Raw genomic sequence first — 26,782 nt, forward strand, 5'->3', positions numbered from 1 at the left:
TGTCCAAGGTGGACTATCTGGCCGGGGCAGGGAAGCCGGGCGGCGTAAAATAGGATATGCTCAATATCATGTTTTTATAATATCTCTTTTGGCGCGGGCTGTGTCGTGAGACACGGCCCGCGATTCTTTTAGACAGAACAAGATATTGAGTATATGGCTGTGCAGTGGGGGGTAGACATAACAACATATTTGAACATATGGCTACGCGATGGAAAAGGGGGCACGCGGATTCCATGCTGGATGATTTCTCACAGATTGCACGGATTTCACAGATGCTGCGCGGAGAGTGCGACATTGGGTTTTAGCGTAGGGCCTGGCTCCGTGCCGACCCGTATGCCCGTCAGGGCATTCAAGTCCTGTTATCTGTCCCTGCCCCTGCCACATTCTCCCGTAACGTTTGTTCCAAACGGTTCGGGCCGGCACAAAGGCCGACCCGAACAGAGATGCTACAAATTGTCTGTATTTCTATAAAGACGATACAAGGGTGACTCCTTTTGGAATATATCGCGTTACAGGATGGTCAGCTCCTCGGCATTCGGAGCCTTGTCGAGCACCAAGGTGCCATCGGGCGCTTCGCCCGAGAGAATGCGTTCGCAGAGCTTGTCCTCGACGTAGGTCTGGATGGCCCGCTTCAGTGGCCGGGCGCCAAACTGCACGTCGTAGCCCTTGGTAGCCACAAACTCCTTGGCCTCGTCGGTGAGCTGCACGTGGTAGCCCAGTTCCCCGATGCGCTTGTAGAGGTCGCGCAGCTCCAGGTCGACAATCTGCTTGATGGCGTTCAGGTCGAGCTGGTCGAAAGTGATAATCTCGTCCAGACGGTTCAGGAACTCGGGCGAGAACTGCTTGCTCAGGCTCTTCTGAATCACCGACCGCGCATATTCCTTGTCCCGTTCGTTCATGTTGGCCACGTTGGAGATGCCGCCGGCATTGAAGCCTACGCCGTGGCTGAACTCCTTGAGCTGGCGCGTGCCGGCATTCGAGGTCATGATGATGACCGTGTTGCGGAAGTCGACCGTGCGCCCGTTGCCGTCGGTGAGCCGGCCTTCGTCGAGCGCCTGCAGCAGCAGGTTGAACACATTGCCGTGGGCTTTCTCAATCTCGTCGAGCAGCACGATGGAGTAGGGATGACGGCGCACCTGCTCGGTGAGCTGACCGCCCTCCTCGTAACCCACGTAGCCCGGGGGCGCACCGATGAGGCGCGACACGTTGAACCCCTCGGTGTACTCACTCATGTCGATGCGGATGAGTGCATCCTGGGAGCCGAACATCGTCTCGGCCAATTTCTTGGTGAGGTAAGTCTTGCCCACACCCGTGGGTCCCAGGAACATGAAAGCGCCGATGGGGTGGTTGGGCGCACGAAGCCCCACGCGGTTGCGCTGTATGGCCCGCACTATCTTGTCGATGGCCTGATTCTGGCCAATGACACTGCCCTTGAGCGTGTTGCCCATGTTGCGCAGCCGCTCGCCCTCGCCCTCGGCTATGCGCTGCACGGGCACGCCGGTCATCATGGCAATGACCTCGGACACCTCTTTCTCGGTCACCTCCTGACGGCTGTCAGCGTCGGCCTGCTGCCACTGCTGCTGCATGTGTTCGAGCTGTTGTTCCAGCTCGGTCTGCTTGTCGCGGTGGCTGGCGGCCAGCTCGAAGTTCTGGTTGGCCACGGCCTGCTGTTTCTGTTCCTTGACCTGCTCTATCTCTTTCTCCAGTTCGACGATGGGCGTGGGCACTTCGGCATGTTGCAGATGCACACGTGAACCCACCTCGTCGAGGGCGTCGATGGCCTTGTCGGGGAAGCAACGATCGGTGACATACCGCTCGGTGAGCTTCACGCAGGCCTTGATGGCCTCGTCGGTATAGGTCACGTGGTGGTGTTCCTCGTAACGTCCCTTGATGTTGTCGAGTATTTTCAGGGTCTCGTCGGCCGTGGTCGGCTCCACGAGCACTTTCTGGAAGCGGCGTTCGAGCGCCCCGTCTTTTTCGATGGAGTTGCGGTACTCGTCGAGCGTCGTGGCGCCGATGCACTGAATAGTGCCGCGGGCCAAGGCCGGTTTCATGATGTTGGCAGCATCCATGCTGCCCGGTGTGGATCCGGCTCCGATGAGGGTATGAATCTCGTCGATGAAGACGATGATGTCGGGATTCTGCTCCAGCTCCTTGAGTAGGGCGCGGATGCGCTCCTCGAACTGGCCGCGGTATTTGGTACCTGCCACGATGGCAGTCATGTCGAGGCTCACCACACGGCGGTTGAAGAGCACGGGCGACGTGAGGCGGCGCGACACCAACTGGGCCAGTCCCTCCACAATGGCGCTCTTGCCCACGCCGGGCTCGCCAATGAGGATGGGATTGTTCTTCTTGCGACGGCAGAGTATCTCGGTGACACGCTGAATCTCTTTCTCGCGGCCTACCACGGGGTCGAGCTTGCCTTCGAGGGCGGCCTGGGTGAGGTCGTTGGAGAACTTGTCGAGCACAGGCGTCTTGCTGCCGCCTTGTTTTTGTGCGGTGGCCGTCTGCTGCGACCTGCCGTCGGTGCCTCCGCCCCCCGACATTTCAAACTCGTCCTCGCCGTCGTCGGGCAGCCCGAGGCCGTCGGTCGTGGGCTTCTTCTGCAACAGCTGCATGGCCCGCTCGTAGTCCAGGCTGTTCTGCTCCAGCACCTCCTTGGCGCCGTTGTCCATCTGGTCGTGGAGGATGGCCAGCAGCAGGTGCTGCACATCCACCGTCTGGGTGTGCTGGATGCGGGCTTCGAGCACGGCCAGCTTCAGAATGTTGCTGGCCCGGTCGTTGAGCACGAGCTCGCTGGTGTGGAGCGGAGCATCCTGCTCGTCTTTGCGCACGCGTGCCTCAAGTTGCTGTTTGATATGTTGAATGTCGAGTTCCAATCTGCCGAAGAGGTCGGCCACGACCCCGTTTTTTTCTCTGAGGATGCCGAGCAACAGGTGTTCCGGCCCCACAAAGCTGTTGGCCAGGCGTGTCGCCTCTTCCCTGCTGAAAGCGAGAATCTCTGATACCTTGGGTGAAAACTGGCTGGTCATATATCTTCTCCTTTTACCTTTTTGTTTATTCTGAATCGTAAAGCTATCCTGCAATCATTGTGCCAAAGTTGGGAGCCGTGCGTGCTTTAACGGTTTCCACCTTATTACATATGTGCTCACCGGCTGGAGTCTCCGCCCGGATTACAGGCCACAGATGCTGTTGTAAGGGCAGTTGATGCAACGCTTTCCGTCTGCAGTGGGGTTGAAAGGAACGGCCGGGTTGAAGATTTCGGCCACGAGCGTGCGCAGGGCTGCCATAAATTCATCGTACTTCGTGTCGATGTCGGTCACCGCTTCGCGCTTTCCTTTGGGCGGGGCCAAGGTCAGCGTGGGGTCGTAGTCCTCGGTGGCCGACTGCCGGATGAAGAAAAGAGCCGGAGCCACGGCCAGCCCCTCGGGATTCACCTGGGGTTGCACCTCGGTGCCGTGACGGATGATTCCGGCGTAGAGAAACGCCTGCAGATAATAAGTTGAATGCTTCGTGTCTACGTTCTTGGGATTGAATATCTCCTCTATATTGCCTGGGCGGGCGCTGAGAGGACTGCCCGTCTTGTAGTCCACCACGCGGATGACGCTCTGCCCTTGGCGCGTGATGCGGTCGAGCCGGTCTATCTGCCCGCCGATGTCGACGGTGTGGGACCGTCCGTTTACGGTGAATGTCAGTTTGTCATGGAAGCTCTGTTCCAATGCCAAGATGTCAAACGGGGCCAGCTGTCTGTCGAGTGCCAATAGCCGCTCCACATAGAGTTGGATCACTTTTTTGTTGAGCCTTTGCAGTCCGTTGTACTGCATGCGCGGGCCCGCATCGTCGTTGTTGAGCAGCACATTGCGGAAAGCACGGTCGATGAGTGCGTCGAGTTGCGTCTTGTCTTTGAGCAGACGTGCGATGCCCTCGGCCGTGACTTGCTGCCGACAGTCGTGCGAAAGGTGGAGGTGCACAAGCTCGGCCGCCCGATGGAAGATGTTGCCAAAGGTCACGTTGTCTATCTCATCTTCCTTGTTGGCCGCGTCCTCACGCAGCCGGCACACCGAACTATAGTAGAACTGTAAGGGGCAGCGCAGGTATCGGCTGATGGCCGATGGCGAGAGGTTGGGGATGCCCAAAAGCCGCTCCTGCACCTCGTTGGTCTTCTCAATGGGCCGTCTCTGAATGAGCGTGGCCTGCTGCCCGGAGAGCAACGTGCCGTAGCGGATGCGGTGACGCTGGTGGTTTTCCACCATGAGCTGCAGCATGAACCGGCTCATTTCGCCCTTGTGTCCATCGTCCGTGGAGTTGTTGTAGGCCAGTGTAATGTCTCCGGCACGCTGAAGCAAGGCGTAGAAGTAATAGGCATAGATGGAAACCTTGTTCTCCACGGTGGTGAGCTCGTAACCGGCGCGGAGCGAGTGGGGGATGAAGGAAGCATCGTTGACGCTTTTGGGCAGGTTGCCCTCGTTGCATGAGAGCAGCAGCACATGGTCGAAGTCGAGGTTGCGCGTTTCGAGCACGCCCATCACCTGGATGCCCAGCAACGGCTCGCCGTGAAAGGGAATGGTGGTGGACTGCACCACCTGGCTCATGAGCCGTTGCAGGATGGAGAGGCTCACCAGCTGCCGGCCGCTCTTGGGATCCACACCGGCTGCCGCGGGAGCGGTGTCGGCCGCAACGGGAATCATGATGCTGTCGAGACGGTTGACGAGTGTGTACATGCGGAAAATGGCCTCGTGCATCAGCGGATCGTCGGTGTCGCGCGAGTGAATACCCACCCGTTTCAGCAAGCCCGCCACCCAGCCCAGCAGGGGCAGACGGCCGTCGGTGGGCTGCAATGTGGTGAAGAGTTCGCCCAAGGCCTCGCAGTAGCCCTCGGTGAGCTGGCGGCGGCTGGGGAAGTGGAGGTTGTGGGCGGCAAGGTGCTGGAGCAATGCGGAGCAGTCGGCCGAAATGTATTTGGCATAGGGATGGCGCAGCACTTGGGCCACCTGCCGCAGTCGGTAGTTGTCCGAGTGGTCGGTATGGCCATGGAGCTGAAGATCGATGAGGGCATTGACCAGCGTACCCACCGGCGACGAAGCCAGCGGATAGCCCGTGGTGATGTTCACGTCTTTCACCTCATCGGGCAGACAGTGAACCACTGTCTCCAGCAGATTCTCGTTGCCCAGCACGATGACCGTGCGGCTACCGTCGGCAATGCGCCCGTTCTGACGGAGCCATTCAGCCACGTAGCGGGCCTGAATATTCTCCGTGGGCGCAGAGATATAAGCAATGTCTTTGGGCACGGACATGGCCGTATAGATCTCATCGTGCGACAGACCGGCCGAGATTCGTTGCGGCGAAAGCTCGTTGGGAAACTTGTCGAGGTTGGCCGCGATATGGCGGCCGGCCTCGTGGTTGTCCCGGACAAAGGCCTCATCGTAGTCCCAGTAGAACTCGGCGCGACCCTCTTCCTTGAGCCGGCGGAAGAGCCGTTGCTCCACCTTTTGCAGCAGGTTGAAGCCCACAAAGATGTAGTGCCGGTAGTGGAAGTCGATGTCGCGGCTCTGCACCACACGGCGGTAGAGCATGCCCTCGTAGGCCAGCCCGTCGGCCTCGAGGCTTTGGCGGTAGCGATGGTAGATGGTACCAAGGTGACGCCAGACGTCGTTGAAGCGTTGTTGCATCTCGGTGTCGTCCATCACCTTGCCGAAGAAGTCTTCGAGACTCTGCCGTTGGGCTTCGGTCAAGAACGAGAAATCCTTGAGCTCCTGCCAGGCTTCGAGATTGATAAAGAGCTTGTCGGCATCGGCCATGTTCTTGTCGAGGTCGTCGAAGTCGGCCAGCAGCAGCTGGCCCCATGAGTAAAAATGGTCGAGCGACTCGCAGGAATCGGTGACCTCGCAGAACACATTGTAGAGACGAAAGACGAGCTGGATGGGGTCGGGCACCTGAAGCTCGGAGTGGCGGCGGAAGAGATCGCTGATGGCGATATAGGCCGGACTCCACAGGGGCTTGCCCACTTCGTCGCAGAGTGCCTGGTTGAAAAAGAGCGAGGCACGCTTGTTCGGGAAGACGACGGCCACGTCGTTCAGACCCTCGGGGTGCTTGGCCAGCATGTCGCGGGCAACATATTGGAGAAAGGAGTTCATGCCGGATCGATGTTGGATGGTGGGAAAAGGTTGGCCTCGGACACGGGTACTACGCGGTTGGGACGGATATACCAAAGGCAGCCGCTCACCCGCGGGTAGCCCATGTCGCGCAACAACTGCATGTAGCGGCGCACTTGGGCGTGGTGGGCATCACGTTCGGCTCCGGTCTTGAAGTCGATGACGATGAGCTGCCGCCCGTCGTAGATGACGCGGTCCGGGCGTTGCTCCCTGACCTGCCCCGAAGCGGGGTCGTGGGAGAGGATGGTGCACTCGTTGAGAACCTGCCAGTGAGGCGCAAACCATGCCGCCACCTGAGGCGACTGCAACCGGGCGTCGATGATGCGATGAAGCTCTTCGCGGCTCATGGTCTGGCCGTAAAGCACGCCGTCGAACTCCAGCCGGTCAATGGCGCGGGGCACGTCGTCGATGTTGCGGATGGAGGCAAAGAGACTGTGAAGAACGTTTCCTGTCTGGATGTATTCGCGTCGTTGCTCCTGCGTTTGCAGCTCGTCGTCGGGGGTGATGAAGTCCTGACTGCCACTGCTCTGGCGGAAAGATGCCTTGACATCATAGTTGCGGATGTGCATGGCAATGCCCTCCTCGGTCTGGCTGAAGACGTTGAGCGTCTCGCGTTTCTGCCGCTCCACCGAGGGGCAGAGCGTGCCCAGGCGAAAGGTGGTGATGCCGTCGGCATCCTCTTCGACCGTATGGTCGGGCAGCATGCCGCCGAATCCTCCTCCGATGACCTGCCCGATGAGGGCCGAAGGATACTGGGCATCGTCCTTGCGCCCAATGACAAAGAGGTTGCGTTCGGCCCTGGTGAAGGCTACGTAGAGCACATTCAGGTTGTCGGTGAGGTTTTTCAGGTGTTCGCTCTGATACTCCGTGGCATAAATGGAAGCCTGGAGCCGGCCGGCCGACAGGTTGACGGGCACCACGGGCAGGTCGTTGTAGGGAGCTGTCGCGGGCGACACCCACAGAACGTCGGTGCTCTTCTCTATCTCCCAGTCGCAGTAGGGGAGGATGACATGGTCGAACTCAAGCCCCTTGCTTTTGTGTACGGTGAGCAGCCGAATGCCATCCACATCGTCGCTGTGGATGGACTTGGACGAGATGACGCTTTCCCATTCTTCGACAAATTCCTCGATGCCGGCGATGCGGTTCTGCACGAAAGCCGAGAGCTGATCGAAGAAGGCGCACATGTAGGCACTCTGGCCCGTGAGCCGGTGAAGGCCGAATATGCGGTAGAGCTGTTCGGCCAGGTCGACGAGTGGGGTGGTAAGCAGTTCGGTCCAGCGGTCGAGCAGCTCTGCGGGGAGCAGGGCACGCAGGTCGTCGCGGCCGACAAAGAGGTGGGTATCGGTGGCTTCTGCCTCGCCGTTGCATATCTTGCGGTAGGTCTTGACCAGTGCTGCCGTGGCGAGACGGTCGTCGGGATGGCCCAGCAAGTGCATGGCCCTGACCACAGTGCATACGGCCAGCGACGCATCCAATCGGAAAGCCTCGTCGGAGACCATGCTGGCCATTGTCTCCTCTCCACGGACAGAAAGCGGGTTCTGCTGGAAGTGGTTGGCCAGGAGTTGGATGTGCTTGTTCTTGCGCACAAGGATGGCAATGCGGCGCGACGGGATGCCCGAGGAGAGCAGATATTCCAGCGTGCGTTTCACCTCAAGCACCATGTTCTCCTCATAATCGGTCTTGGGCAGCAGCCGGATGGTAACCGAACCGGCCACGGACTCGGGCTCCTGCTGATGGCCGGGCGACACTTGCTGTGCCACATCGGCGTAGGCCCGGCGAATGTCCTCGGCCTCCTGGAGTAGGGATGTGGCCGCGCCGTGCTGCTCGAGGCCGGCCAAAGCCTCGTCGGCAGTGGCCTGGGCGGCGGCCCGGAAAAAGGCATTGTTGAAGCGGATGATGTTGCGTTTGGAGCGGTAGTTGGTGTCGAGCGTCCGGATGCGGATGCGGGAGTCGCGCTCGGGCGACAGCTGTTGGAGCAGCCGCCAGTCGCCGTTGCGCCAGCGGTAGATGCTCTGCTTGACGTCGCCCACGATGAGCGAGCCGTTGTTGTGGGCCAGACAGTCGTCGAGCAACACCTTGAAGTTGGCCCATTGAATGGTGCTTGTGTCCTGAAACTCGTCGATCATGATGTAGCGCAGGTGGCTGCCCGTGCGTTCATAGATGAATGGCGAGTCCTGATGGTCGATGAGATCGGAGAGCAGTTTCTGCGTGTTGCTCAGCGGATAGTTGTTGTTTTCGGTGTTGATGCGGCTCACCTCTTCCTCGATGCGCCCCAGCAACCGCAGCTCGTTGAGGTTTTTCAGTGTCAGGTCTACGGAGTTTACCACAATGCTCTGCCGCTTGCGCTCCTCCTCGGCCCGGGCCAGCAACGGGCCCACCAAGCCGACGATGATTTGCGCCTCGGGCGTTCCGGCGTCGGCTTTCCTGACCAGCGCGGTGTGGTCGAGAATGCCCTGTGCCACATAGGAGTTGGGTATCTTGTCGTCGATAAACTGTCCCTTGGCCAGTTTGGCAAAGTAGCCGGGAGCGTTTCTGCCGCCTTGGTAGAAGTTGCCGTCGCACAGTCCGTGGCGGTTCACGATGTCCTGGTATTCCGAGGCAAGGCCGGCCATGGTCTTGACGGCCGTCGCTTTCAGAGCGTGGAGACGGCTGGTGTAGGCCTTGAAAAAGTCGGGCTCGCTCATGATGCGCCGCAAATCCTGCTGGTGGGTCTTGTAGAAGTCCTTGAAAATGTTGCGTCCGAACTCCTTGATGCGGCCGATGACATTCCAGTTTTTCTCCTCGCTCATCTTCTCTGTCACGAAGTCCATAATCCAGGAAAGCAGGGGGTCGGAGTCGAGCTGGATGTTCTCGATGATGTGGTCTACTGCCTGGCTCTCCGTCTCCTGGTCGTTGAGCCCTATCTGGAGATTGGCCGTGAGCCCGAGTTCGCGGGCCAGATGTCGCAGGATGCTCTGGAAGAAGCTGTCGATGGTCTCTACCCTGAAGTGGTTGTAGTGGTGTATGATGAGCTGCATGGCCTCGTCGGCCCGCCGCCGGATGGCCTCGTCGGTCATGCGCGGAAAGGCTGCGCGCATCTGCTCCATGTAGTCTTCTGAGTCGGGCAGGGCGTTGGCAATGCCGTAGAGCTGGCCCAAAATGCGGGTCTTCATCTCTTCCGTGGCCTTGTTGGTAAAGGTAACGGCCAGAATATAACGGTAGTTTTGCGGCTCCCTGACGAGCAGCTTGATGTATTCCACGGCCAGCGTGAAAGTCTTTCCGCTGCCGGCACTGGCCTTGTAGACGGTGAGTGGAGCCTGGGTCTCTGTCATGTTGGAAGATTGATGTGCAAGACAAAGTTAGGCGTTTTCGGTGGAATGGCCAAGCAAAGAACGGTCAAAAAGCATGGAACGGAGACATATTTTTGCCATCTTTTTGGGGATATGATGGATGTTTTCGGCTTTTTTGAGTACATTTGCATGCTGATTAGCTAATATGTCACCATGGGATTATTTGGATTATTCAACAGAAAGAAAAAGGAGACGCTCGACCAGGGACTGGAGAAAACCAAGCAGAACGTATTTACGAAACTCACCCGGGCCATCGCCGGCAAGTCGGAAGTGGACGACGAGGTGCTGGACAATCTGGAAGAAGTGCTCATTACTTCGGACGTGGGCGTGGACACCACGCTCAAGATCATCAAGCGCATCGAGGAGCGTGTGGCGCGTGACAAGTATGTCTCGACCGCGGAGCTGAACCAGATTCTCAAGGAAGAGATAGCCCTGCTGCTCACCGAAAACCACACGGCCGACGGCGACAGCTGGGAGCTTCCGACCGACCACAAGCCCTACGTGATACTGGTAGTGGGCGTGAACGGCGTGGGCAAGACCACCACAATAGGCAAGCTGGCCTACCAGTTCAAGCAGGCGGGCAAGAAAGTCTACCTGGGCGCGGCCGACACTTTCCGGGCGGCAGCCGTGGAGCAAATCGCCATCTGGGGCGAGCGCGTGGGCGTGCCCGTCATCAAGCAGCAGATGGGAGCCGACCCTGCCAGCGTGGCTTTCGACACACTGCAGAGCGCCAAGGCCAACGGTGCCGACGTGGTTATCATCGACACCGCCGGCCGACTGCACAACAAAGTGGGCCTGATGAACGAACTGAAGAAGATTAAGGACGTGATGAAGAAAGTCATCCCGACGGCCCCCGACGAGGTGATGCTGGTGCTCGACGGCAGTACGGGGCAGAACGCTTTCGAGCAGGCCAAGCAGTTTGCTGCCGTCACACAGATCACGTCGCTGGCCATTACCAAGCTCGACGGCACGGCCAAGGGAGGCGTAGTAATCGGTATTTCCGACCAGTTGAAGGTGCCGGTGAAGTATATCGGACTGGGAGAAAAGATGGAGGATCTCCAGCTGTTCAACCGCAAGGAGTTCGTGGACTCCCTGTTCTAAAACCATGAAGAAGAACCAAATAGACATTATAACCATGGGCTGCTCCAAGAATTTGGTGGATTCGGAGCGGCTGATACGCCTGTTTGAAGAGGCCGGCTATCATTGTGTGCACGATGCCAAGCGGCCGCAGGGAGAGATAGCCGTCATCAATACCTGCGGCTTTATCGAGAGTGCCAAGGAAGAAAGCATCAACACCATACTGGAATTTGTAGAGGCCAAGAACGAGGGGCGGCTTGGCCAGCTCTTTGTGATGGGCTGCCTTTCGCAGCGTTATCAGGACGAGTTGGAGAAGTCGATTCCCGAGGTAGACAAGTTTTACGGCAAGTTCAATTTCAAGCAGCTGTTGCAGGATTTGGGCCCCGCACGGCGCACGGCGGAGGAAATGCAGACTTTCACGGCCAGCCGCAAGCGGGCCGGAATGGGCCGCACGCTCACCACGCCGCGCCATTATGCCTATGTGAAGATAGCCGAGGGCTGCGACCGCCACTGTGCCTATTGCGCCATTCCGCTGATTACGGGCAGGCATGTCTCGCGCAAAATGGAGGATGTGCTGCTGGAAGTGGAGCAGCTTGCAGCCGAGGGAGTGAAAGAGTTTCAGATTATCGAACAGGAACTAACCTACTATGGCGTAGACCTTTATGGGAAGCCACGCATCGCGGAACTGGTGAGCCGGATGGCCGACATCAAGGGCGTGAAGTGGATTCGGCTGCACTATGCCTACCCCAATCAGTTCCCGCTGGAGCTGCTCGACGTGATGCGCGACAAGCCCAACGTGTGCAAATATCTGGACATTGCCCTGCAACACATTTCCGACCACATGCTCGAGCGGATGCACCGCCACGTGGGCAAGGCCGAGACACTGGCGTTGCTGGAGAAGATTCGCGCCGCCGTGCCCGGCATTACCCTGCGCACGACGCTGATGGTGGGCTTTCCCGGCGAGACCGATGAGGACTTCCGCGAGCTGGTCGACTTCGTCCGCGAGGCACGGTTTGAGCGGATGGGGGCCTTTGCCTACTCGGAAGAGGAGGGCACTTATTCGGCGAAGCATTACGCAGACGACGTTCCCGAAGCGGTGAAGAGCCGGCGGCTGGACGAGCTGATGGCCGTGCAGCAAGAGATCAGCGCAGAGATAGAGGCGGCGAAAGTGGGGCAGACTTTCCGCGTGGTCATAGACCGCAAGGAGGGCGACTACTACATCGGCCGCACGGAGGCGTGCTCGCCGGAGGTGGATCCCGAGGTGCTCATCCCGGCAGAGAAGCGCAGACTGCGCATCGGCAGCTTCTACGATGTAAAGATAACAGACAGTGACGAATTCGACTTATACGGTGAAACATGAACAACAAGGAATTTATCGCAGCGTTGGCCCAGCAAAGTGGCCACACCCAGGCCGACACACAGAAGATGGTGAACAGCCTGCTGGAGGAGATAGGAAGTCGGTTTGAGGCCGGCGACAGCCTGCAAGTGACGGGCTTCGGCACCTTTGAGGTGAAGAAACGACTGGAGCGCATCATTGTGAATCCGGGCACGCAGCAGCGCATGCTGGTGCCGCCCAAGCTGGTACTGGGCTTCAAACCGGTGGCCTCGGTCAAGGACGAGTTGAGAAACAGCTAAGCAAAGCACGACACATGAGCAAGATAGGAAACAAGGAAATAGCCCGCATACTGGTGGCCAAGTACGGACTGGACAAGACGGCCGCCGAGCAATTCGTGGCCCGCATGTTCGAGGTCATCAACGAGGGGCTGCACGATGACAAGCAGGTGAAAGTGAAAGGGCTGGGCACGTTCAAGGTGACGAGCGTGGCCCCGCGCAAGAGTGTGGACGTGAACTCTGGTGAGCCCATCGTCATTGAGGGGCGCGACAAGATCAGCTTTGTGGCCGATGCTGCACTGCGCGACCAGGTGAACCGTCCTTTCGCCCAGTTCGAGACCGTGGCACTGAACGATGGGGTGGACTTCGAGGAGATAGACCGGAGGTTCGAGGACAGCATGACCGAACAGCCCGAACAGGCCGAAGATGAGAATGTTGAGGAGCAACAGCCCGCGGAGCAGCTCGTGAAGACCGACGCACCGACCCAGACAAAGACCCTCGCTGCCGAGCAGACGGAGGAAGACGAGGGCGCGGAGGAAGAACCTGCACCCGAGGCCGGGGCTGAGACGCCGGCAGAGACGGCACCCCTCAGCCTGTCCACCGATATGCTGGCCATCCTGAACGGAGAGGAGCGTAGGGTGGCGAGCCCCCGGCCGGTGGTGGCGGTGGAGCAAGAAGAACGGGTTCGTCTCTCGCCCATGCAGTTGGCTTTCCTCAACGGGCAACGGGCGGAGCAGCCCCCCGTAAAGGAGCAGACGAAGGCCGAACCCGCTGCCGAGGCATCGCCGACACCCGTAGAAACTCCTGCGCCGGCGGCCGAAAACGAGGAAGAACGGGCGGAAATGGCCCGCATGAGAGAGGAGACTTGGGGGTTTCAAGCCCAGATGGAACAGCAGCATCGCAAAGTCGTCCGGCAGTTCAAGGCAGCGGCATTCTTGCTGCTGGTGTGCGTGAGCGGCCTGGTTTACATGGGCTATCTGCTCATCGATCGCGAATACCGACTCAAGTATTTGGAGGATTCGATAGTCACAGTAAGCGAGCCCTCGGCCAGCCCCCAAAAGGATTCCGTCGCGGTTCAACCGGAGCAAGCCGTTGCCGCCACGCCGGAAACGGTCGAGAATAACGGTGAAATCACGTCGCCAATACGGCCTGAACGCGAGGCGAAAACGGTGGAACCGCAACGCGAAGAACGGCAAACCGCACCCGTGGCAAAGCCCGAACCCAAGGCGATGCCCGCGGCAAAGTCCGCCGAAGAGCCTAAGCCCAAGGAGATTACAAAGTCCAAAGCCCCAGAAATCAAGCCTAAAGCCCCGGAAATCAAGCCCAAAGCTCCAGAGGCCAAGCCTAAAGTCGCAGAAACCAAGCCCCAGACTGCACCCGCCGCACAGGCCGAGGCCCTGCCGGCAATCAAGGCAGACGCGAGGGTGCGCACCGGGGCCTACGACATTGTGGGCATAGAGCGCACGGTGACCGTGCGTGCCGGCCAGACGCTGACCAGCATCAGCAAGTCCAGTCTCGGGCCCGGCATGGAGTGTTATGTCGAGGCGGTGAACGGCGGCAGGACGGAGTTCAAGGCCGGCGAAAGCATCAAGATACCCCGATTGAAACTGAAAAAGCGATAAGGCCCACGGCCTTATCGCTTTTTTCATTGCTTGTTACTGACCATTTATTTGGCCAGCCGCAGACAGCACCAGCGGTCCTCGGTTTGCCGGCCTTGCTCGCGGAAGCCCGATTTTTCGGCTTCGGCTAGCAGCAACGGCGCATCCTCTTCGTAGAATCCACTGATGATAAGCGTGCCGTCGGCCGTCAGCATTTCGGCAAAGGCCGGCATGTCGTGCAGCAGAATGTTGCGGTTGATGTTAGCCATCACCAGCTCGAACAGGCCCGATACGTGGGACAACACCTGGGCATCGCCGTGCAGGACGGTGAGGTTTTCCACATGGTTCTCCTGCGCATTGTGCTTGGCGTTCTCCACGCTCCACTCGTCAATGTCGTAGGCCACGACCTCGCGGGCGCCCAGTTTGGCCGCCACGAGCCCAAGCACTCCCGTTCCGCATCCGCAATCCAGCACACGCTTGCCTTGCAACGGCGAGTCCAGCAGCGAGGCAATCATGAGTCGCGTGGTCTGGTGGGTGCCGGTGCCAAAGGCTTGTCGGGCGCGGATGGAGACACCGACGGCCTGGGCGGGTATCGCGGGGGCCGGCTGGCGGGCATCGTAAATGAGCACCCGGCCGCCGATGTCGATGGGGGAAAAGCCCTCCTGTTCCCACTGCTCGTTCCAGTCCTTGTCCTCGGTGGGGTGGAGGGTATAGCTCACGGTGGCGGCGTCCAAGAGCAGTTCGGCCAGATTGCGGTCGAGCATTTCGCGGTCAAAGAGCTGTTCCTGAACATATCCCTTGAGGCCGTCGGGGGTCTCTTCAAACGATTCAAAGCCGGCTTCGCCGGCTGCATCGGCCACCAAGTCGCGGGCCACCTGCAAAAGCTCCGGGTAACAGGCTATTTTAAATTCTGCTACAATGTATTTCATGACATGTATTTATGATGCTGCAAAATTACTTAAAATAGGGAAAAACCTACCATTATTTAGGGTTTTTCCGTACTTTTGCAGGTAGTTATGCTCTATTTTTGTATCGTCAACAAGAGCGTTTGGTTCTTTCTTGAAAGGCCGATGCCGGTTGCAAATGAAAAGGAGAACGATTAAAATAGAAGAAGATGAAAAAGTTGTTATTTCTTTTAGCTGTTGCGGGGGCCATGCCCTTGCAGATGCAGGCTCAGGACGACGACCTTTATTTTACCCCGGATAAGGCCGCGAAGGCCGTCAGGAGCCATATTGCCGACGATGCCCCCGCTTACTATCGGGGCAGCCGTCGCAGTATAGACGAGTACAACCGTGCCGGCCGATTCCGCAGTTATTATCAGAAGATAGGCTCCGACTCGCTGGGGAACGACATCATTACGTTCCAGGCAGGACGGGGCGTCTATCCCGATTCTTCGTACATCGACACGGCCTACGTGTATCCGGGCAGCGCCCGTTTCGACGATGACGAGGACTATGCCTACACCCGACGGATGAGCTTCTGGGACGATTACTACGGCCCCTGGTATGCCGGATTCGGCTATGGACCGTGGCGTTACGGCTGGTACGGCGGCTGGTACTCCCCGTGGCGCTATGGCTACGCGGGCTGGTATGACCCTTGGTATTATGGCTGGTACAATCCTTGGTACTACGGCTACGCCGGTTGGTACGGCCCCTATTACGGCGGTTGGTACGGCTGGGGCTACTGGGGATGGCCTCGCGGCGGCTATGCGGTGGTGCCCGGAGGCAACCCGCGTGGGTTCACGGGCAACCGCAACTGGACCTTTGGCGGCCGCAATGCAGGTGCCGGCTCCGGCCGTTTCGGCCGCTCGGCGGGCATCAACGGCAACGGCCCCACCAGCAGCTATACCTCGCGTAGCAGCCGCAACCGCTCCTTTGGTGGCCGGACGCCAAGCCGGCAGATGCCCACTTACAACGATCAGGGCAGCTTTGGCCGCAGCACGCGCTCCATGTCGTCTCCCAGTTTCGGCGGCGGCAACATGGGCGGAGGGAGCTTCGGTGGCGCCCGTTCGTCGGGCGGCGGCTTCGGCGGTGGCCATTCCTCTGGCGGTGGCGGCGGTCATTTCGGTGGCGGCCGGCGTTAATCCAATACAAAATGTCATGTTAAAATAAAACGAACGTATGAAAACTCAATATGTTTTGATGGCAGCACTGGCACTCATGGCAGTGCCCATGGCTGCCCAGGAGACTTATCAGGATACCAAACTGGTGGATAACGACCTGAATGGTACGGCCCGTTATGTGGGCATGGGAGGGGCCATGGAGGCACTGGGGGCCGACATTTCGACCATCAGCACCAACCCGGCGGGCGTCGGTCTGTTCCGTTCCAGCCAGGTTAGCCTGTCCGGAGGCTTGGTGACCCAGCAGGGAGAGAAGACCTCGAACGTCTCTTACGGCAACATTAACATCGGTATCAAAGGCAACAAGACGAACGCCAGTTTCGACCAGATAGGGTTGGTCTATTCCATGCGCTCGGGCGAAAGAGGCTACCTGAACTTTGCTTTCAACTATCACAAGAGCCGCAACTTCGACCAGATTCTCACGGCCGGAAGCAGCTTGAGCAATGCCTCGCAGAACAAACTGTCGGCCGTGAAATATCCTTATGCCAACAAACTCAACTGGAACGGCGTGGATGCCAACTACGCCGAGCTGATGACACCCATCCTCGATGCCAACGGAAAGCAGACGGGCATGGACTATCTGAATGGCACGGCCTACGCATTCGGCCAGTATCAAAAGGGATATATCGGCGAGTACAGCTTCAACCTGAGCGGCAATATCAAGGACAGGGTGTTCCTTGGAGTGACCTTTGGACTGCACGATGTGAACTATCGCAGCAACAGTTACTATACGGAGAACCTGGAGAAAGGCGCAACTTCGGAGTCGTGGGAGGACTTGCGCATCGACGGCAGCGGCTTTGACGTGAAGGCGGGAGTTATTTTCCGCCCGATTGATGGCTCGCCATTCCGCATCGGCGCCTATGTAAACACACCGACGTGGTACGACCTAAGCCTCGACGGCGCCAATGACATCACCATGACTGATGCCGCCGGACACGTCGATAAAGGGAAGCATGCCAACTACGACTTCAAGGTGTTCACACCATGGAAGTTCGGCGCCAGTCTGGGCCACACCATCGGTAAGGATCTGGCTCTGGGCCTTACTTATGAGTATGCCGACTATGGAAGCATAGACAATCGCATCAACGACGGGGGCTATTATGACTATTGGGATGGCAGCTACTACGAGAATACGTACAGCGACAACGGCATGAACGACCACACGTCGGCCACGCTCAAGGGCGTGAGCACCATCAAGGCGGGACTCGAGTACAAGCCCGTCGACAACTTTGCCATCCGTCTGGGCTACAACTATCTGAGCCCGATGTTCAACAAGGACGGCTATCGCGACGGCAGTATCTCGTCTCCCGGCTCGGCCTATGCCACCTCTACCGACTATACCAACTGGAAAAGCACCAATCGGATAACCTGCGGTTTCGGCTACAGCGTGAAGAAATTCTTCGTGGATTTGGCTTATCAGTACACGCAGACCAATGGCGATTTCTATCCTTTCATGAGCTATTATGCCAACAATGCGGCCGATAGCAATATCGCAAGTGCCGTAAAGGTGAGCAACAAGCGCCATCAACTTCTGCTCACGATGGGTTACAAGTTCTAAAGGAATCATTGCTACGCGGCATAAACAAGAAAAGGACGCGCCCCAGTCGGGGCGCGTCCTTTTCTTGTTTGGGCTTCCTCTTGCAGAGGCTACGCCTATACCTTATTTATTATACTTGCTGATGAGACCGTCTGCACGGGAATCTCCCAGTTCCTTGGCTTTCTGAAGGGAGAGCAGTCCGGCCTCCTTCTGCTTGCTCTCACACTGTGCAATGCCCATAATGATATAGAGGTCGGGGTAGTCTTGGGTAATCTGCAGCCCCAGATTACAGGTCTTGATGGCATCGGCGGGCTGGTTGATGCGCAGCTGCAGACTGGCCATCTCGGCATAATAGGTGGGTTCCGTGCGGTTCAGCACAATGGCGTGGGCTATGTCGTTCAGGGCGATCTGGTACTGGTGAAGCTTCATTTCGCACCGATACTTCGTGTAATAGAAGTCGTGCGTGCCGCGATAATTGATGAGTGAATCGTAGGCAAGATAGTCCACAAAGGCCTTGCGGTATTCGCCCGTAGCCTCGTAGGCGCGGGCACGGGCCAGCACATACGGAGCCGATGCCGGCCCTTTCTGCACGTTGACCGCCGAATCCAGCAGAGCCATGGTCTCTGCCAAGGGTGCCTTGAGCTGTATCTTGCACTGGGCGGCCTCATAAAACACTTCGCCATAGTTCCCCAATGCGGTCTTCTGCAACTCCATGAACTGCTCGTAAGCCTCCTGATATTTCTCTTGGGAAAAGAGGATTTGAGCCTGCAAATGCTTGTAGACGGGCAGGGGGTTCAGGCTGTACGCCTGTTGGGCCAGCTCCAGGGCCTTGGCCAGCGACCACTTGGTGTAGGTGGAATCAATGCCCGTGAGCAAGGCATGGTACACTGCCTTGGCATAGTCCATGTAGGCTTGGTCTTTCTTCTCCGCCCGTTTCACCTCCAGGCCATAGGTGGCATCGGCCAGGTCGAGTTTGCCCTGGCGCAGGTATTGGTTAGCGCGGGTGTTGTAGCCTTCGGTCGAAGTGGGAAACTTCTGAATGAACTCGTCGATGTAAGCCGCAACCTTGGCGCTGTCAGTCTGCTGTGCAGCAATCATGAGGGTGAGTGTGGCTTGTTGCTCATCGTCGGGCAAGGCGGTGCGTATGCCCGTTGCCCGCATGGTGCGGTCGTTGAGCGTCAGGCCGTTTATCTCGAAAGTGGTGGTGAGACGAGCGTCTGAAGAGAAAGCCTGTCCGCCGTTTTCAGGCCGCTGCATGATGCCTAATAACCGACCTGCATCGTCGACAATGGGGCACCCCAAGGCGGTGGAGCTGATGTCTACATCGTTGAAAACATAGTAGTTGTTACTGGTCATGAACTTCTCAATGCGCTGTGGAGTCAGTCTCGTGACGGTCGGTTTCTTAGGACTGTAATCCACCAAATAGACCGATGCCGGGGCCTCGTCGCTGGTGGTTATAGGCAGACTCTTGAGTGCCTTGCCCTGCACACGGAAGCGGCACACGTCGTACAGCTCGGACACGCCCAGCATGGCTTCCACCTCGTGTTGCCTGCCTTGCATGTCGATTACCACGGCCCTTTGCGCGCCATCAAAGGGATGCCACATGGCGATGGCCTCGTTGTCTTTCCCCGTAAACACGCCATGGGTGGAGCTGTGAATGGTGCCGTCGGCATTGAAAGTGGTCAATGTGAAGACGCTTTGAGCGGCTTGTTTCACTGCGGCCGGCTGGCTCCATGCACCGGAAGGAGCCAAGCAAACGGTTGCAATCAACAAGGAATATATCTTGAATCTTTTCATCATATTGGAATCTTTACTTCGTGTTTGTTGAGTCGGCATCCGAAGCGGCACTGGCCAGGAGCGTGCGGGCATTCTCCATGGCGGCCTCGGTGATACTGCTGCCGCTGAGCATTTGTGCCAGTTCGGCAATGCGCTCGTCGAGCGTCAGCATTTGCATGTGGCTCACGGTACCCTGTGCTGTCTCTTCCTTGCTCACCTTATAGTGGGTGGTTCCCACGGCCGCGATTTGAGGAAGATGGGTAATGGAGATCACCTGCCGGTTGTTGTCGCCCATCTCGCGCATGATTTGCGCCATCTTTTCAGCCACTCGTCCACTGACGCCCGTGTCTATTTCGTCGAAGATAATGGTGGGCAACTTCACGGCTTTACTAATCATAGCCTTGAGCGAAAGCATGACCCGCGCAATCTCTCCACCCGAAGCAACCTGGGCGACGGGCTGGAGCGGGGTGCTGCTGTTGGCGCTAAACAAGAACGAAACTTTGTCTATTCCCGACGGCGAGCACTCCTTGACGGCGAGCCCTATGGAGAATCTGACGTTGGGAATACCCAGTGGAGCCAGTCGCTGCTGCATCTCAGCTTCTACCTTGGCAGCCGCTTTCTTGCGCACGTCGCTTAGTTCACGCGCCCGTTCCATGCACGCATTGTAGGCCTGGTCTACGGCTGTCTTGAGTTCCTGCAACCGTTCTTCACCGCCGTCAATGTTCTCCAATTCGACACGAATGCGGTCGCGTTGTGCAATGAGCTCCTCAACACTGTCCACGTGATACTTCTGTTCCAACCCGTAAATCAAGTCCAGACGGTTGTTGAGCACCTGCAGTTGCTGCGGGTCGAAGTCGACATTCTCGATCTGTAAGTCGATTCCACGCGCCAAGTCCTTGAGCTCGATATAGGCCGATTCCAGCCGCTCGGCCGTGTCTTTGACTTCGGGAAACACCTCCTTGATGTCGTTCATGCGTCCGGCGCTCAGCTTCACCAGCTCCAATGCGCCGGCCGATTCGCCAGAGAGATTCTGCTGAGCATCGAAGAGCGCGCTCTTGATGTCCTCAACATGGCTTAGTGTTTGTACCTGCTGTTCCAGTTCAGACTGCTCGCCGGCCAGCAGTTGCGCCTTGTCAAGTTCGGCAAACTGAAACCGCAGAAACTCCTCATTCTCATGACTTCTTACGTTGTCGGAAAGAAAGGCCTCGTATTCACGTTGCGCCTGACGGTAGTGTCGGTAGCTGTCTGCATAGGCCGCACACAACTTTCCATTGCCGGCAATGATGTCGACGACGTTGAGTTGGAAGTCCTCTTTTTGCAGCAACAGGTTCTGATGCTGGCTGTGAATGTCGACCAACTGCTCGCCCAAGTCGCGCATTACATTCAGCGACACTGGTGTATCGTTGATGAAAGCACGGCTCTTGCCGTTGGCATTCACCTCACGGCGGATGATACAATCGGCGGGTTCATAGTCTATATTGTTCTCGATGAAGAACTCTTCCATGTTGTATCGCGCCAGATTGAAGTGAGCTTCAACCACGCATTTGCTGCATCCCGCCTTGATTTGCTTGGTGTCTGCCCGCTGTCCGAGCAACAGGTGTATGGCTCCAAGGATGATGCTTTTGCCGGCGCCCGTCTCGCCTGTAATCACGGAAAAGCCGGGGCAGAAAGCGATGTTCAGTTCGTCGATGAGCGTAAAGTTCTTGACGTAGAGTTGCTTTAACATAAAGATTTATTGCTTGATTTTCTCCCAAGAGTTGTTTTGGGAGGCATTGATAGAGAAGAGAATGTCATAGACAGCCTCTTTCTCTTTCTGCGTGCCCTTGCCTTTGTAGATGTTGGCCAGCTCGTCCCGCTTGTAGTCTGTCCAGATTTGAGGAAGCATGCTCGACGGTTTGTTCTCATGGCTTTTCTTCAATCCGTTCTCGAGGGCGGCGGTCACCTCCGTGCGTCCGCGCTCAGCATTGTTGGCCATTTCGTCCAATCCCTTGCGGTAATAGTCGTATTGCAGTTGCCGGAAGGGCTGCATGGCCCCGTCCAGATAGTCATTAATGATGGCGAAACGGTTGCGGTCGCTGTCGAACGACTTCCACCCCGTGAACTCAAGGTTCTGTGCATTGTTGGCCAAATTCATGCAACGCTGCAGCACATCCTCGCCTCCCATGGGGGCGAAGCTGTCCAGATTGAGGCCAATAAAGAGGTAAGCGTAATAGGCAAAGAGGGCCGTGAGCTGGTTGTCCACCGTTTCTTCGTTCCACTCAAGCTGGTCGAATTGGGCAAAGCGGAAGTTGAAGTCGTTGTCCGTATTGCTGTACAGCGTTGTGGTATAGGCGGAATTGTAGACAGGACGGTTGGCCTGAATGAGCGCCTTGCAGGTGAAAAGGCCTGTGGTTTGGTCGTATTTTGTAACGGTGATATTGAAGCTGCAGGAGATGCGTTCCACCTTTTGGAATTGCAGATGCGTCCACTGACGGTCGTTGACAAAGGTCTGCAACGTCTGCTGCAGGTTGTCGAAGACCGACGCATCTGTACCTTGAATCTGATTGTGGTTCACCGTAATCTTGGCATCAAGCTCCTGAGCCGTGGCGGGTAGAGCCGCAAGGAGACCGATGCTGAGGGTGGCCAAGAGAGATTTGCAGTTCACGTTTTATTTCACATTCATGTTCAGCTTTGCCTCGCGCAGGCGGATGCGGGTAAGCACCTGCTTGGTGTTGAGCGTGAATTCCGACGACAATATCCAGCTGAAATAGCCCGGATCGCGGTGGAGCACATCGGTGACCACCCACCCCTTGTACTTGCCGAAGTTGAACACTTCCTGCCGACGGGGCTTGCCCTGGGCGTCGAGCAGCGGGTTTCCCTGGCTGTCTTTCATGTCTTGCCAGATGATACGTCCGGCGAAATCCACGTTGTCGTTGTTCCTTGAGAACTCGGCCAGCGTGTCCATGTCGTTGGACAGGGCCCGGTCGGGCTCCTCGGCCGTCTCGGGATTGTACATGTCGAGCTGGCCCATGAGCACCTGATAGGTGGCCTCCGTGTCCTCGTTGGCCTGATGGGCGCGGAAGTCTTCTTCCATCTTGCGCCCGGTGTAGAACTTGTAGGCCGCGGCCAGCGTGCGCTGTTCCATCTTGTGAAAGATGGTTTGCGCGTCAATGAGCCGGCAGCGGCTGAAGTCGAAGTCGATGCCCGCCCGCAGGAATTCCTCGGCCAGCATGGGTATGTCGAACCGGTTGGAGTTGAATCCGGCGAAGTCGCAGCCGCCCAGTTCTTCGGCCAGATTCGCGGCCACCTGCTTGAAAGTGGGCGCATCTTTCACGCTGTCGTCGGTGATACCCGTCAGGTCCTGCACAAACTGCGGGATGGGTTTCCCGGGATTGATGAAGAGATTCCTGCGCGCTTCATCACCGTCGGGCGTCACTTTGATGTACGACAGCTGGATGATTCGGTCGTTGACCAAATCTAATCCCGTTGTCTCCAGGTCGAAGACAATCAGCGGTTTGGTAAGATTGAGCTTCATTCCACCCCTCAATCGTTAAGCAGCAACGGCATGATGAGCATCAGCACATCCTCGTTCTTCTCCGACTGCGTGACGGGCAACACGATGCCGGCACGGCTTGGGTCGCCCAGCTGCACCTTGATTTCTTCGGTGTCGATGGAGTTGAGAATCTCGGTGAGGAAGTCGCCGCGGAAGCCGATTTGCAGGGGCTGGCCGTTGTATTCGCACACCAGAGTCTCCTTGGCGCTGGTGGCAAAGTCGAGGTCTTCGGACGAAACCTCCAGCTTGCCGGCCTCCAGACGAAAGCGCACCAGCTGACTGCTCATGCTGGCAAAGGGCAGGATGCGGCGGATGGCACTCAGCAGAGCCTTGCGGTCGATGGTGAGTTCGTTGGGGTTGTCCTTGGGAATGGCTGCATTGTAGTTGGGAAATACGCCCTCGATGAGGCGGCAACGGAGCAGCCCTTCGGCAAAGCGAATCTCGGCGGCGCGGCCGTTGAACTTCACCACCACGTCGCCACTTTCCTTGCCGAGCCCGTTCTTCAGCAGGTTGGCGGGCTTCTTGGGCAGGATGAAAGAGGCGGGCGTTTCGCTCTTGATGTCATAGTTGCGGCAGCGCACCAGCTTGTGCCCGTCGCTGGCTACAAAGGCCAGACAGTCGGCCGTGAGGTCGAAATAGATACCGTTCATCACGGGCCGAATCTCGTTGTTGTCGGTGGCAAAGAGCGTGCGGTTGATGTTTTCGCAGAGCACGCCGGCATCCATCGTGATGACGTGAACGTCGTCTGTGAGCGGCTCGCTCTGCGGATACTCCTGCGCGTTCTGGGCCGTGAAGTGGTACAGACCGTTCAGATAGCCCACGGTCACCTCGTAGGTATCCAGGTTCACCTCGAACGTGAGCGGCTGTTCGGGCAGCTCTTTCACGGCGTCGAGGATGGTACGGTTGGGGATAGCAAAGTCGCCCTCGGCGTCAAATTCGTCAAGAGGCATCGAGGTCTGCATCACGTTCTCGCTGTCCGAGGCCGTGATGGTAATCTGCCCATTGTGAATCTGGAACAGAAAACTCTCGAGTATCGGCAGTGAATTCTTGCTGTTAATCACTTTGGCCAAGGTCTGCAGCCTGCTGCTAAGCGCTGTGCTGGATAAAGTAAATCTCATGAAGGTATGTCTTATAAATGTTTTCGTCTAATCCATGACAAAGATAATAATAAAAAAGGAGAAAAGAAACGCCGGCCCGTATATTTTTCTTCTTTTTTGTTTTTTAAGGTGGAAAAGTTTGCTCTTTCCCAATAAAATTCTTAATTTCGCAGGTAATATGTAATTGATAACACTAATATATATCAAACAATGGCATTACAAGGAATAGAAGTCGAGGGGGTAATCATCAAGGAGTATCCGGCCAAGGAAGGCACTTCTGCGCGTACAGGCAACGCCTGGAAGTCTCAGGAGTTTGTGATTCAGACCAAGGACCAGTACCCACGGGCCTGTCTTTTCAGAGTGTTCGGCGCAGACAAGCTGGCCCAATTCAACATCCATCAGGGCGACACAGTCCATGTTTGGCTGGACATCAACGCCCGCGCCTGGCAGGACAGATACTTCAACGACATCAGCGCTTTCCGCGTGGATCACGTTGATCCCAATGCCGTGGGCGGCGAAGCACCGATGGCAACTCCGGCCAGCCAGATTTCGTCGGCTCCCGCAGCCGCAGCTCCCGCAACGCCGGCAGCCGATGCACTGGGCACCGCCAACGGTGACGCCACCGACGACCTGCCTTTCTAAATCCCCATAAAAGACATGAAAAACCGGCCCTTGGAGCAGTGCTCCAAGGGCCGGTTTGCTGTTATTGGGGTGTGACAAGCCTACGGTGTCTCTGCCAAGCGGCCGGAATGGCTGTGCGGCCACGGCGTAAAGGCGTGGCGAACAAGCCGTAATCGCACGGCCGTTCCAGCGTAATCGCAATGCCAAAAAGGCGTAATCGCGCAGCCAAAAAGGCGCAATGAAAACGCCTCCGGGGCGTGCAGGCTGCGGGCCGGCTCGGCGGAGGCGCGCCCGACGGCTATTTGCGGCCGTCGTTTTCGTTGATGTAACCGTGGCGATAGGCAAAGAGCAACTCCTCCAAGTCCTCGATTTGGGCGTTGAGTTCGTGGCCCTTGTCGGTGTCGGCCACCAGCATGCGGTGGGACGACATCTCGACAATCTGCGTGGTCGACTTGATGTCGGTGCCCCGCTGGATGGCGTCTTCGGTGCTTGTGAAAGGCTCGTGCTGCACCAGTTGGAAGCCTCGACTGTGGTACACGAGCGTGTATCCGGCAATGCCCGTCTCCTTGTGATAGGCCTGTGAGAAGCCGCCATCAATGACCATCAGCTTGCCGTTGGCCTTGATGGGGTTCTCTCCCTTGCCGACCTTTACGGGCACATGGCCGTTGATGATGTGGCGGTTGGCGCCGGTTACGTGGAACGCATCCATGATGTAGTCGCACACATCCTCGTTGTCTCTGAACAAGAAGTAGTTGCCTTTCTTCTCTTCATGTGTTTCTTTTTCCTTGATAAAGTAGCGTTCAAAGGTGGCCATCTTCGACTTGTCGAAGAGCGGACTGTCGGGCCCGCACCACAGATAGAGGAAGTAATCCGTGGCATAATCCTTTTCAACAGGGTTGGAATCCGACTGAAAAGCCGTGCGGATGAGCTGCCCGATATCGGTCATCAGCTCCAGTCCGCTGCTCCTGTGGCCGGGCAAAGTCTCGACGGCTTTCAACTTTCCCTGGCCGTCAAGGGGCACGGAAGCGTGGAAAAGCAGGTTGTCGTTGTAGATGCCGTACATGCAGCCGTGGGCCAGCATCAGGCGGATGTGCTTGTGCAGTTTCTCGCTCACGGCAAAGCTGTGGTGCAGTTTGCTGATGAGGTCGTGCTCCTCCGGCGTCAGCACGTCGGGGTGTTGCGGGTCTATCGTGGGGAATTGGCAGCTTGAAAGCTTGTACTCCTTGCCCTCGAGGCGGATAGTTCCCTTCTCATAGTCGATGAAATCGAGCAGCCGCCGGTCCTGCATGTTCCAGTTGGGGTGCTTGGCGTAGAGCTGCGCCTCGAGCTTAAACTCCATGACGGCTATGGCCTTGTGCATCTTGGCCGTGAGCCGCAAGGTCTTCTCGTCGATGTGATCGGCCCCGCCCGACAGCTTGGGCACGAACTCCGCACAGGGGTCGTCGGCGTAAACGTCCATGGCAAAGGTGGCCAGCGGCACCAGGTTGATGCCGTAGCCCTCTTCGAGAGTAGTGAGATTGGCATAGCGCAGCGACAGTCGGATGACGCTGCAAATACAGGCCTCGTTGCCTGCTGCGGCCCCCATCCAAATGACGTCGTGGTTGCCCCACGTGATGTCCCAATGGTGATAGGTGGCAAGCATGTCCATGATTCGGTGGGCGCCGGGGCCGCGGTCGTAGATGTCGCCAAGCAGGTGAAGCCGGTCGATGGCCAGCCGTTGAATCACGTTGGAGATGGCAATGATGAAGTCATCGGCCCGTCCGGTGGCGATAATGGTGTCGACAATGACATTGATGTAGGCCGTCTTGTTGGTGTCTTCGGTGCGCTCGTGCAGTAGTTCCTGTATGATATAGGAGAAGTCGGAGGGCAGCGACTTGCGCACTTTGGAGCGTGTGTACTTGCTGGAAACGTCGCGGCAAACGGCCACAAGATGGTGCAGCGTGATGTGATACCAGTCGTCTATGTCCTCTTCTGAGGCCTTGACGAGGCTCAATTTCTGCTCGGGATAGTAGATTAGGGTGCACAATTCGCGCTTTTCCAACTCGCGCAGGGTGGTGCCGAAAAGCTCGTTCACCTTGCGTTTGATATTGCCCGAAGCATTCTTCAGGATGTGCTGGAAGGCCTCGTACTCGCCGTGGATGTCGGCAAGAAAGTGTTCTGTGGCCTTGGGCAGGTTCAGAATGGCCTGAAGATTGATGATTTCGGTACTGGCTTCGGCTATCGTAGGGAAGGTGTTGGCAAGCAGTTGCAGATAGCGCATGTCCTTTTCAATGTCATAGTGTCTCTTCATACTATAGCTGATTATAAAGTGGTGAATCCCTGATGTATGCGTG

At 57.4% G+C, this 26,782-nt stretch carries 17 protein-coding genes; 7 read left to right on the forward strand and 10 right to left on the reverse strand.

The window, feature by feature from the left end:
- Positions 1-509: 509 nt before the first annotated feature.
- The 3 genes from L888_RS0108795 to L888_RS0108805 form a co-directional block, all read right to left on the reverse strand.
- A complete protein-coding gene (locus L888_RS0108795; protein WP_027952621.1) occupies positions 510-3,032 on the reverse strand; it encodes an ATP-dependent Clp protease ATP-binding subunit in 2,523 nt (840 codons plus the stop codon).
- A 141-nt stretch (positions 3,033-3,173) separates the two neighbouring features.
- Complete coding sequence (locus L888_RS0108800) at positions 3,174-6,134, reverse strand: PD-(D/E)XK nuclease family protein (RefSeq protein WP_027952622.1); 2,961 nt, start codon at positions 6,132-6,134, stop codon at positions 3,174-3,176.
- Positions 6,131-9,463 carry a UvrD-helicase domain-containing protein gene (locus tag L888_RS0108805; RefSeq protein ID WP_027952623.1) on the reverse strand — a complete coding sequence of 1,111 codons (3,333 nt, stop codon included), beginning with the start codon at positions 9,461-9,463 and terminating at the stop codon, positions 6,131-6,133. The genes L888_RS0108800 and L888_RS0108805 overlap by 4 nt, the downstream gene beginning before the upstream one ends.
- A gap of 171 nt (positions 9,464-9,634) precedes the next feature.
- On the opposite strand from L888_RS0108805, the gene ftsY reads away from it, so the two are divergent.
- From ftsY to L888_RS0108830, 4 genes are read left to right on the forward strand one after another with little or no spacing between them, the layout of a single operon-like run.
- Positions 9,635-10,582: a signal recognition particle-docking protein FtsY gene (ftsY, locus tag L888_RS0108815; protein ID WP_005843428.1), complete on the forward strand. Its 948-nt coding sequence runs from the start codon at positions 9,635-9,637 to the stop codon at positions 10,580-10,582.
- 4 nt (positions 10,583-10,586) lie between these two features.
- Complete coding sequence (gene rimO / locus L888_RS0108820) at positions 10,587-11,918, forward strand: 30S ribosomal protein S12 methylthiotransferase RimO (protein WP_027952624.1); 1,332 nt, start codon at positions 10,587-10,589, stop codon at positions 11,916-11,918.
- Positions 11,915-12,193: an HU family DNA-binding protein gene (locus L888_RS0108825; RefSeq protein WP_005843432.1), complete on the forward strand. Its 279-nt coding sequence runs from the start codon at positions 11,915-11,917 to the stop codon at positions 12,191-12,193. The genes rimO and L888_RS0108825 overlap by 4 nt, the downstream gene beginning before the upstream one ends.
- 14 nt (positions 12,194-12,207) lie before the next feature.
- The gene (locus tag L888_RS0108830; RefSeq protein WP_027952625.1) at positions 12,208-13,791 is read left to right on the forward strand and encodes an HU family DNA-binding protein; all 1,584 of its coding nucleotides are present in this window, start codon (positions 12,208-12,210) and stop codon (positions 13,789-13,791) included.
- Between the two features lie 44 nt (positions 13,792-13,835).
- On the opposite strand, the gene prmA is transcribed toward L888_RS0108830, so the two are convergent.
- On the reverse strand, positions 13,836-14,696 hold the full coding sequence (gene prmA / locus L888_RS0108835) for a 50S ribosomal protein L11 methyltransferase (RefSeq protein WP_027952626.1): 861 nt from the start codon (positions 14,694-14,696) through the stop codon (positions 13,836-13,838).
- A gap of 185 nt (positions 14,697-14,881) precedes the next feature.
- On the opposite strand from prmA, the gene L888_RS0108845 reads away from it, so the two are divergent.
- Together L888_RS0108845 and L888_RS0108850 are read left to right on the forward strand one after the other, a co-directional pair.
- The gene (locus tag L888_RS0108845; protein ID WP_027952627.1) at positions 14,882-15,850 is read left to right on the forward strand and encodes a hypothetical protein; all 969 of its coding nucleotides are present in this window, start codon (positions 14,882-14,884) and stop codon (positions 15,848-15,850) included.
- A gap of 37 nt (positions 15,851-15,887) precedes the next feature.
- Positions 15,888-17,444 carry an OmpP1/FadL family transporter gene (locus L888_RS0108850; protein ID WP_027952628.1) on the forward strand — a complete coding sequence of 519 codons (1,557 nt, stop codon included), beginning with the start codon at positions 15,888-15,890 and terminating at the stop codon, positions 17,442-17,444.
- Positions 17,445-17,546: 102 nt separating this feature from the next.
- Here L888_RS0108850 and L888_RS0108855 read toward each other — a convergent pair whose 3' ends face one another.
- The 5 genes from L888_RS0108855 to dnaN are packed head-to-tail and all read right to left on the reverse strand — an operon-like array spanning position 17,547 to position 23,849.
- Entirely contained in the window at positions 17,547-19,223 is a 1,677-nt protein-coding gene (locus L888_RS0108855) for a trypsin-like peptidase domain-containing protein (RefSeq protein WP_084567357.1), read from the reverse strand.
- Positions 19,224-19,233: 10 nt separating this feature from the next.
- Positions 19,234-20,925, reverse strand: a complete 1,692-nt coding sequence (gene recN / locus L888_RS0108860; protein ID WP_027952630.1) for a DNA repair protein RecN — start codon at positions 20,923-20,925, stop codon at positions 19,234-19,236.
- Positions 20,926-20,931: 6 nt separating this feature from the next.
- Positions 20,932-21,825: a type IX secretion system protein PorD gene (gene porD, locus L888_RS0108865; protein WP_075261857.1), complete on the reverse strand. Its 894-nt coding sequence runs from the start codon at positions 21,823-21,825 to the stop codon at positions 20,932-20,934.
- 21 nt (positions 21,826-21,846) lie between these two features.
- Complete coding sequence (locus tag L888_RS0108870; RefSeq protein ID WP_027952632.1) at positions 21,847-22,713, reverse strand: 3'-5' exonuclease; 867 nt, start codon at positions 22,711-22,713, stop codon at positions 21,847-21,849.
- Between the two features lie 8 nt (positions 22,714-22,721).
- Complete coding sequence (gene dnaN / locus L888_RS0108875) at positions 22,722-23,849, reverse strand: DNA polymerase III subunit beta (RefSeq protein ID WP_005843448.1); 1,128 nt, start codon at positions 23,847-23,849, stop codon at positions 22,722-22,724.
- Positions 23,850-24,053: 204 nt separating this feature from the next.
- Between dnaN and L888_RS0108885 the strand changes: the two genes are divergently transcribed.
- A complete protein-coding gene (locus L888_RS0108885) occupies positions 24,054-24,470 on the forward strand; it encodes a DUF3127 domain-containing protein (protein ID WP_390183293.1) in 417 nt (138 codons plus the stop codon).
- 277 nt (positions 24,471-24,747) lie between these two features.
- Here L888_RS0108885 and L888_RS0108890 read toward each other — a convergent pair whose 3' ends face one another.
- Entirely contained in the window at positions 24,748-26,739 is a 1,992-nt protein-coding gene (locus L888_RS0108890) for a fructose-bisphosphatase class III (RefSeq protein ID WP_027952633.1), read from the reverse strand.
- Between the last annotated feature and the right edge of the window lie 43 nt (positions 26,740-26,782).

The organism is Hallella seregens ATCC 51272 (genome assembly GCF_000518545.1).
GTDB classification, from domain to species: domain Bacteria; phylum Bacteroidota; class Bacteroidia; order Bacteroidales; family Bacteroidaceae; genus Prevotella; species Prevotella seregens.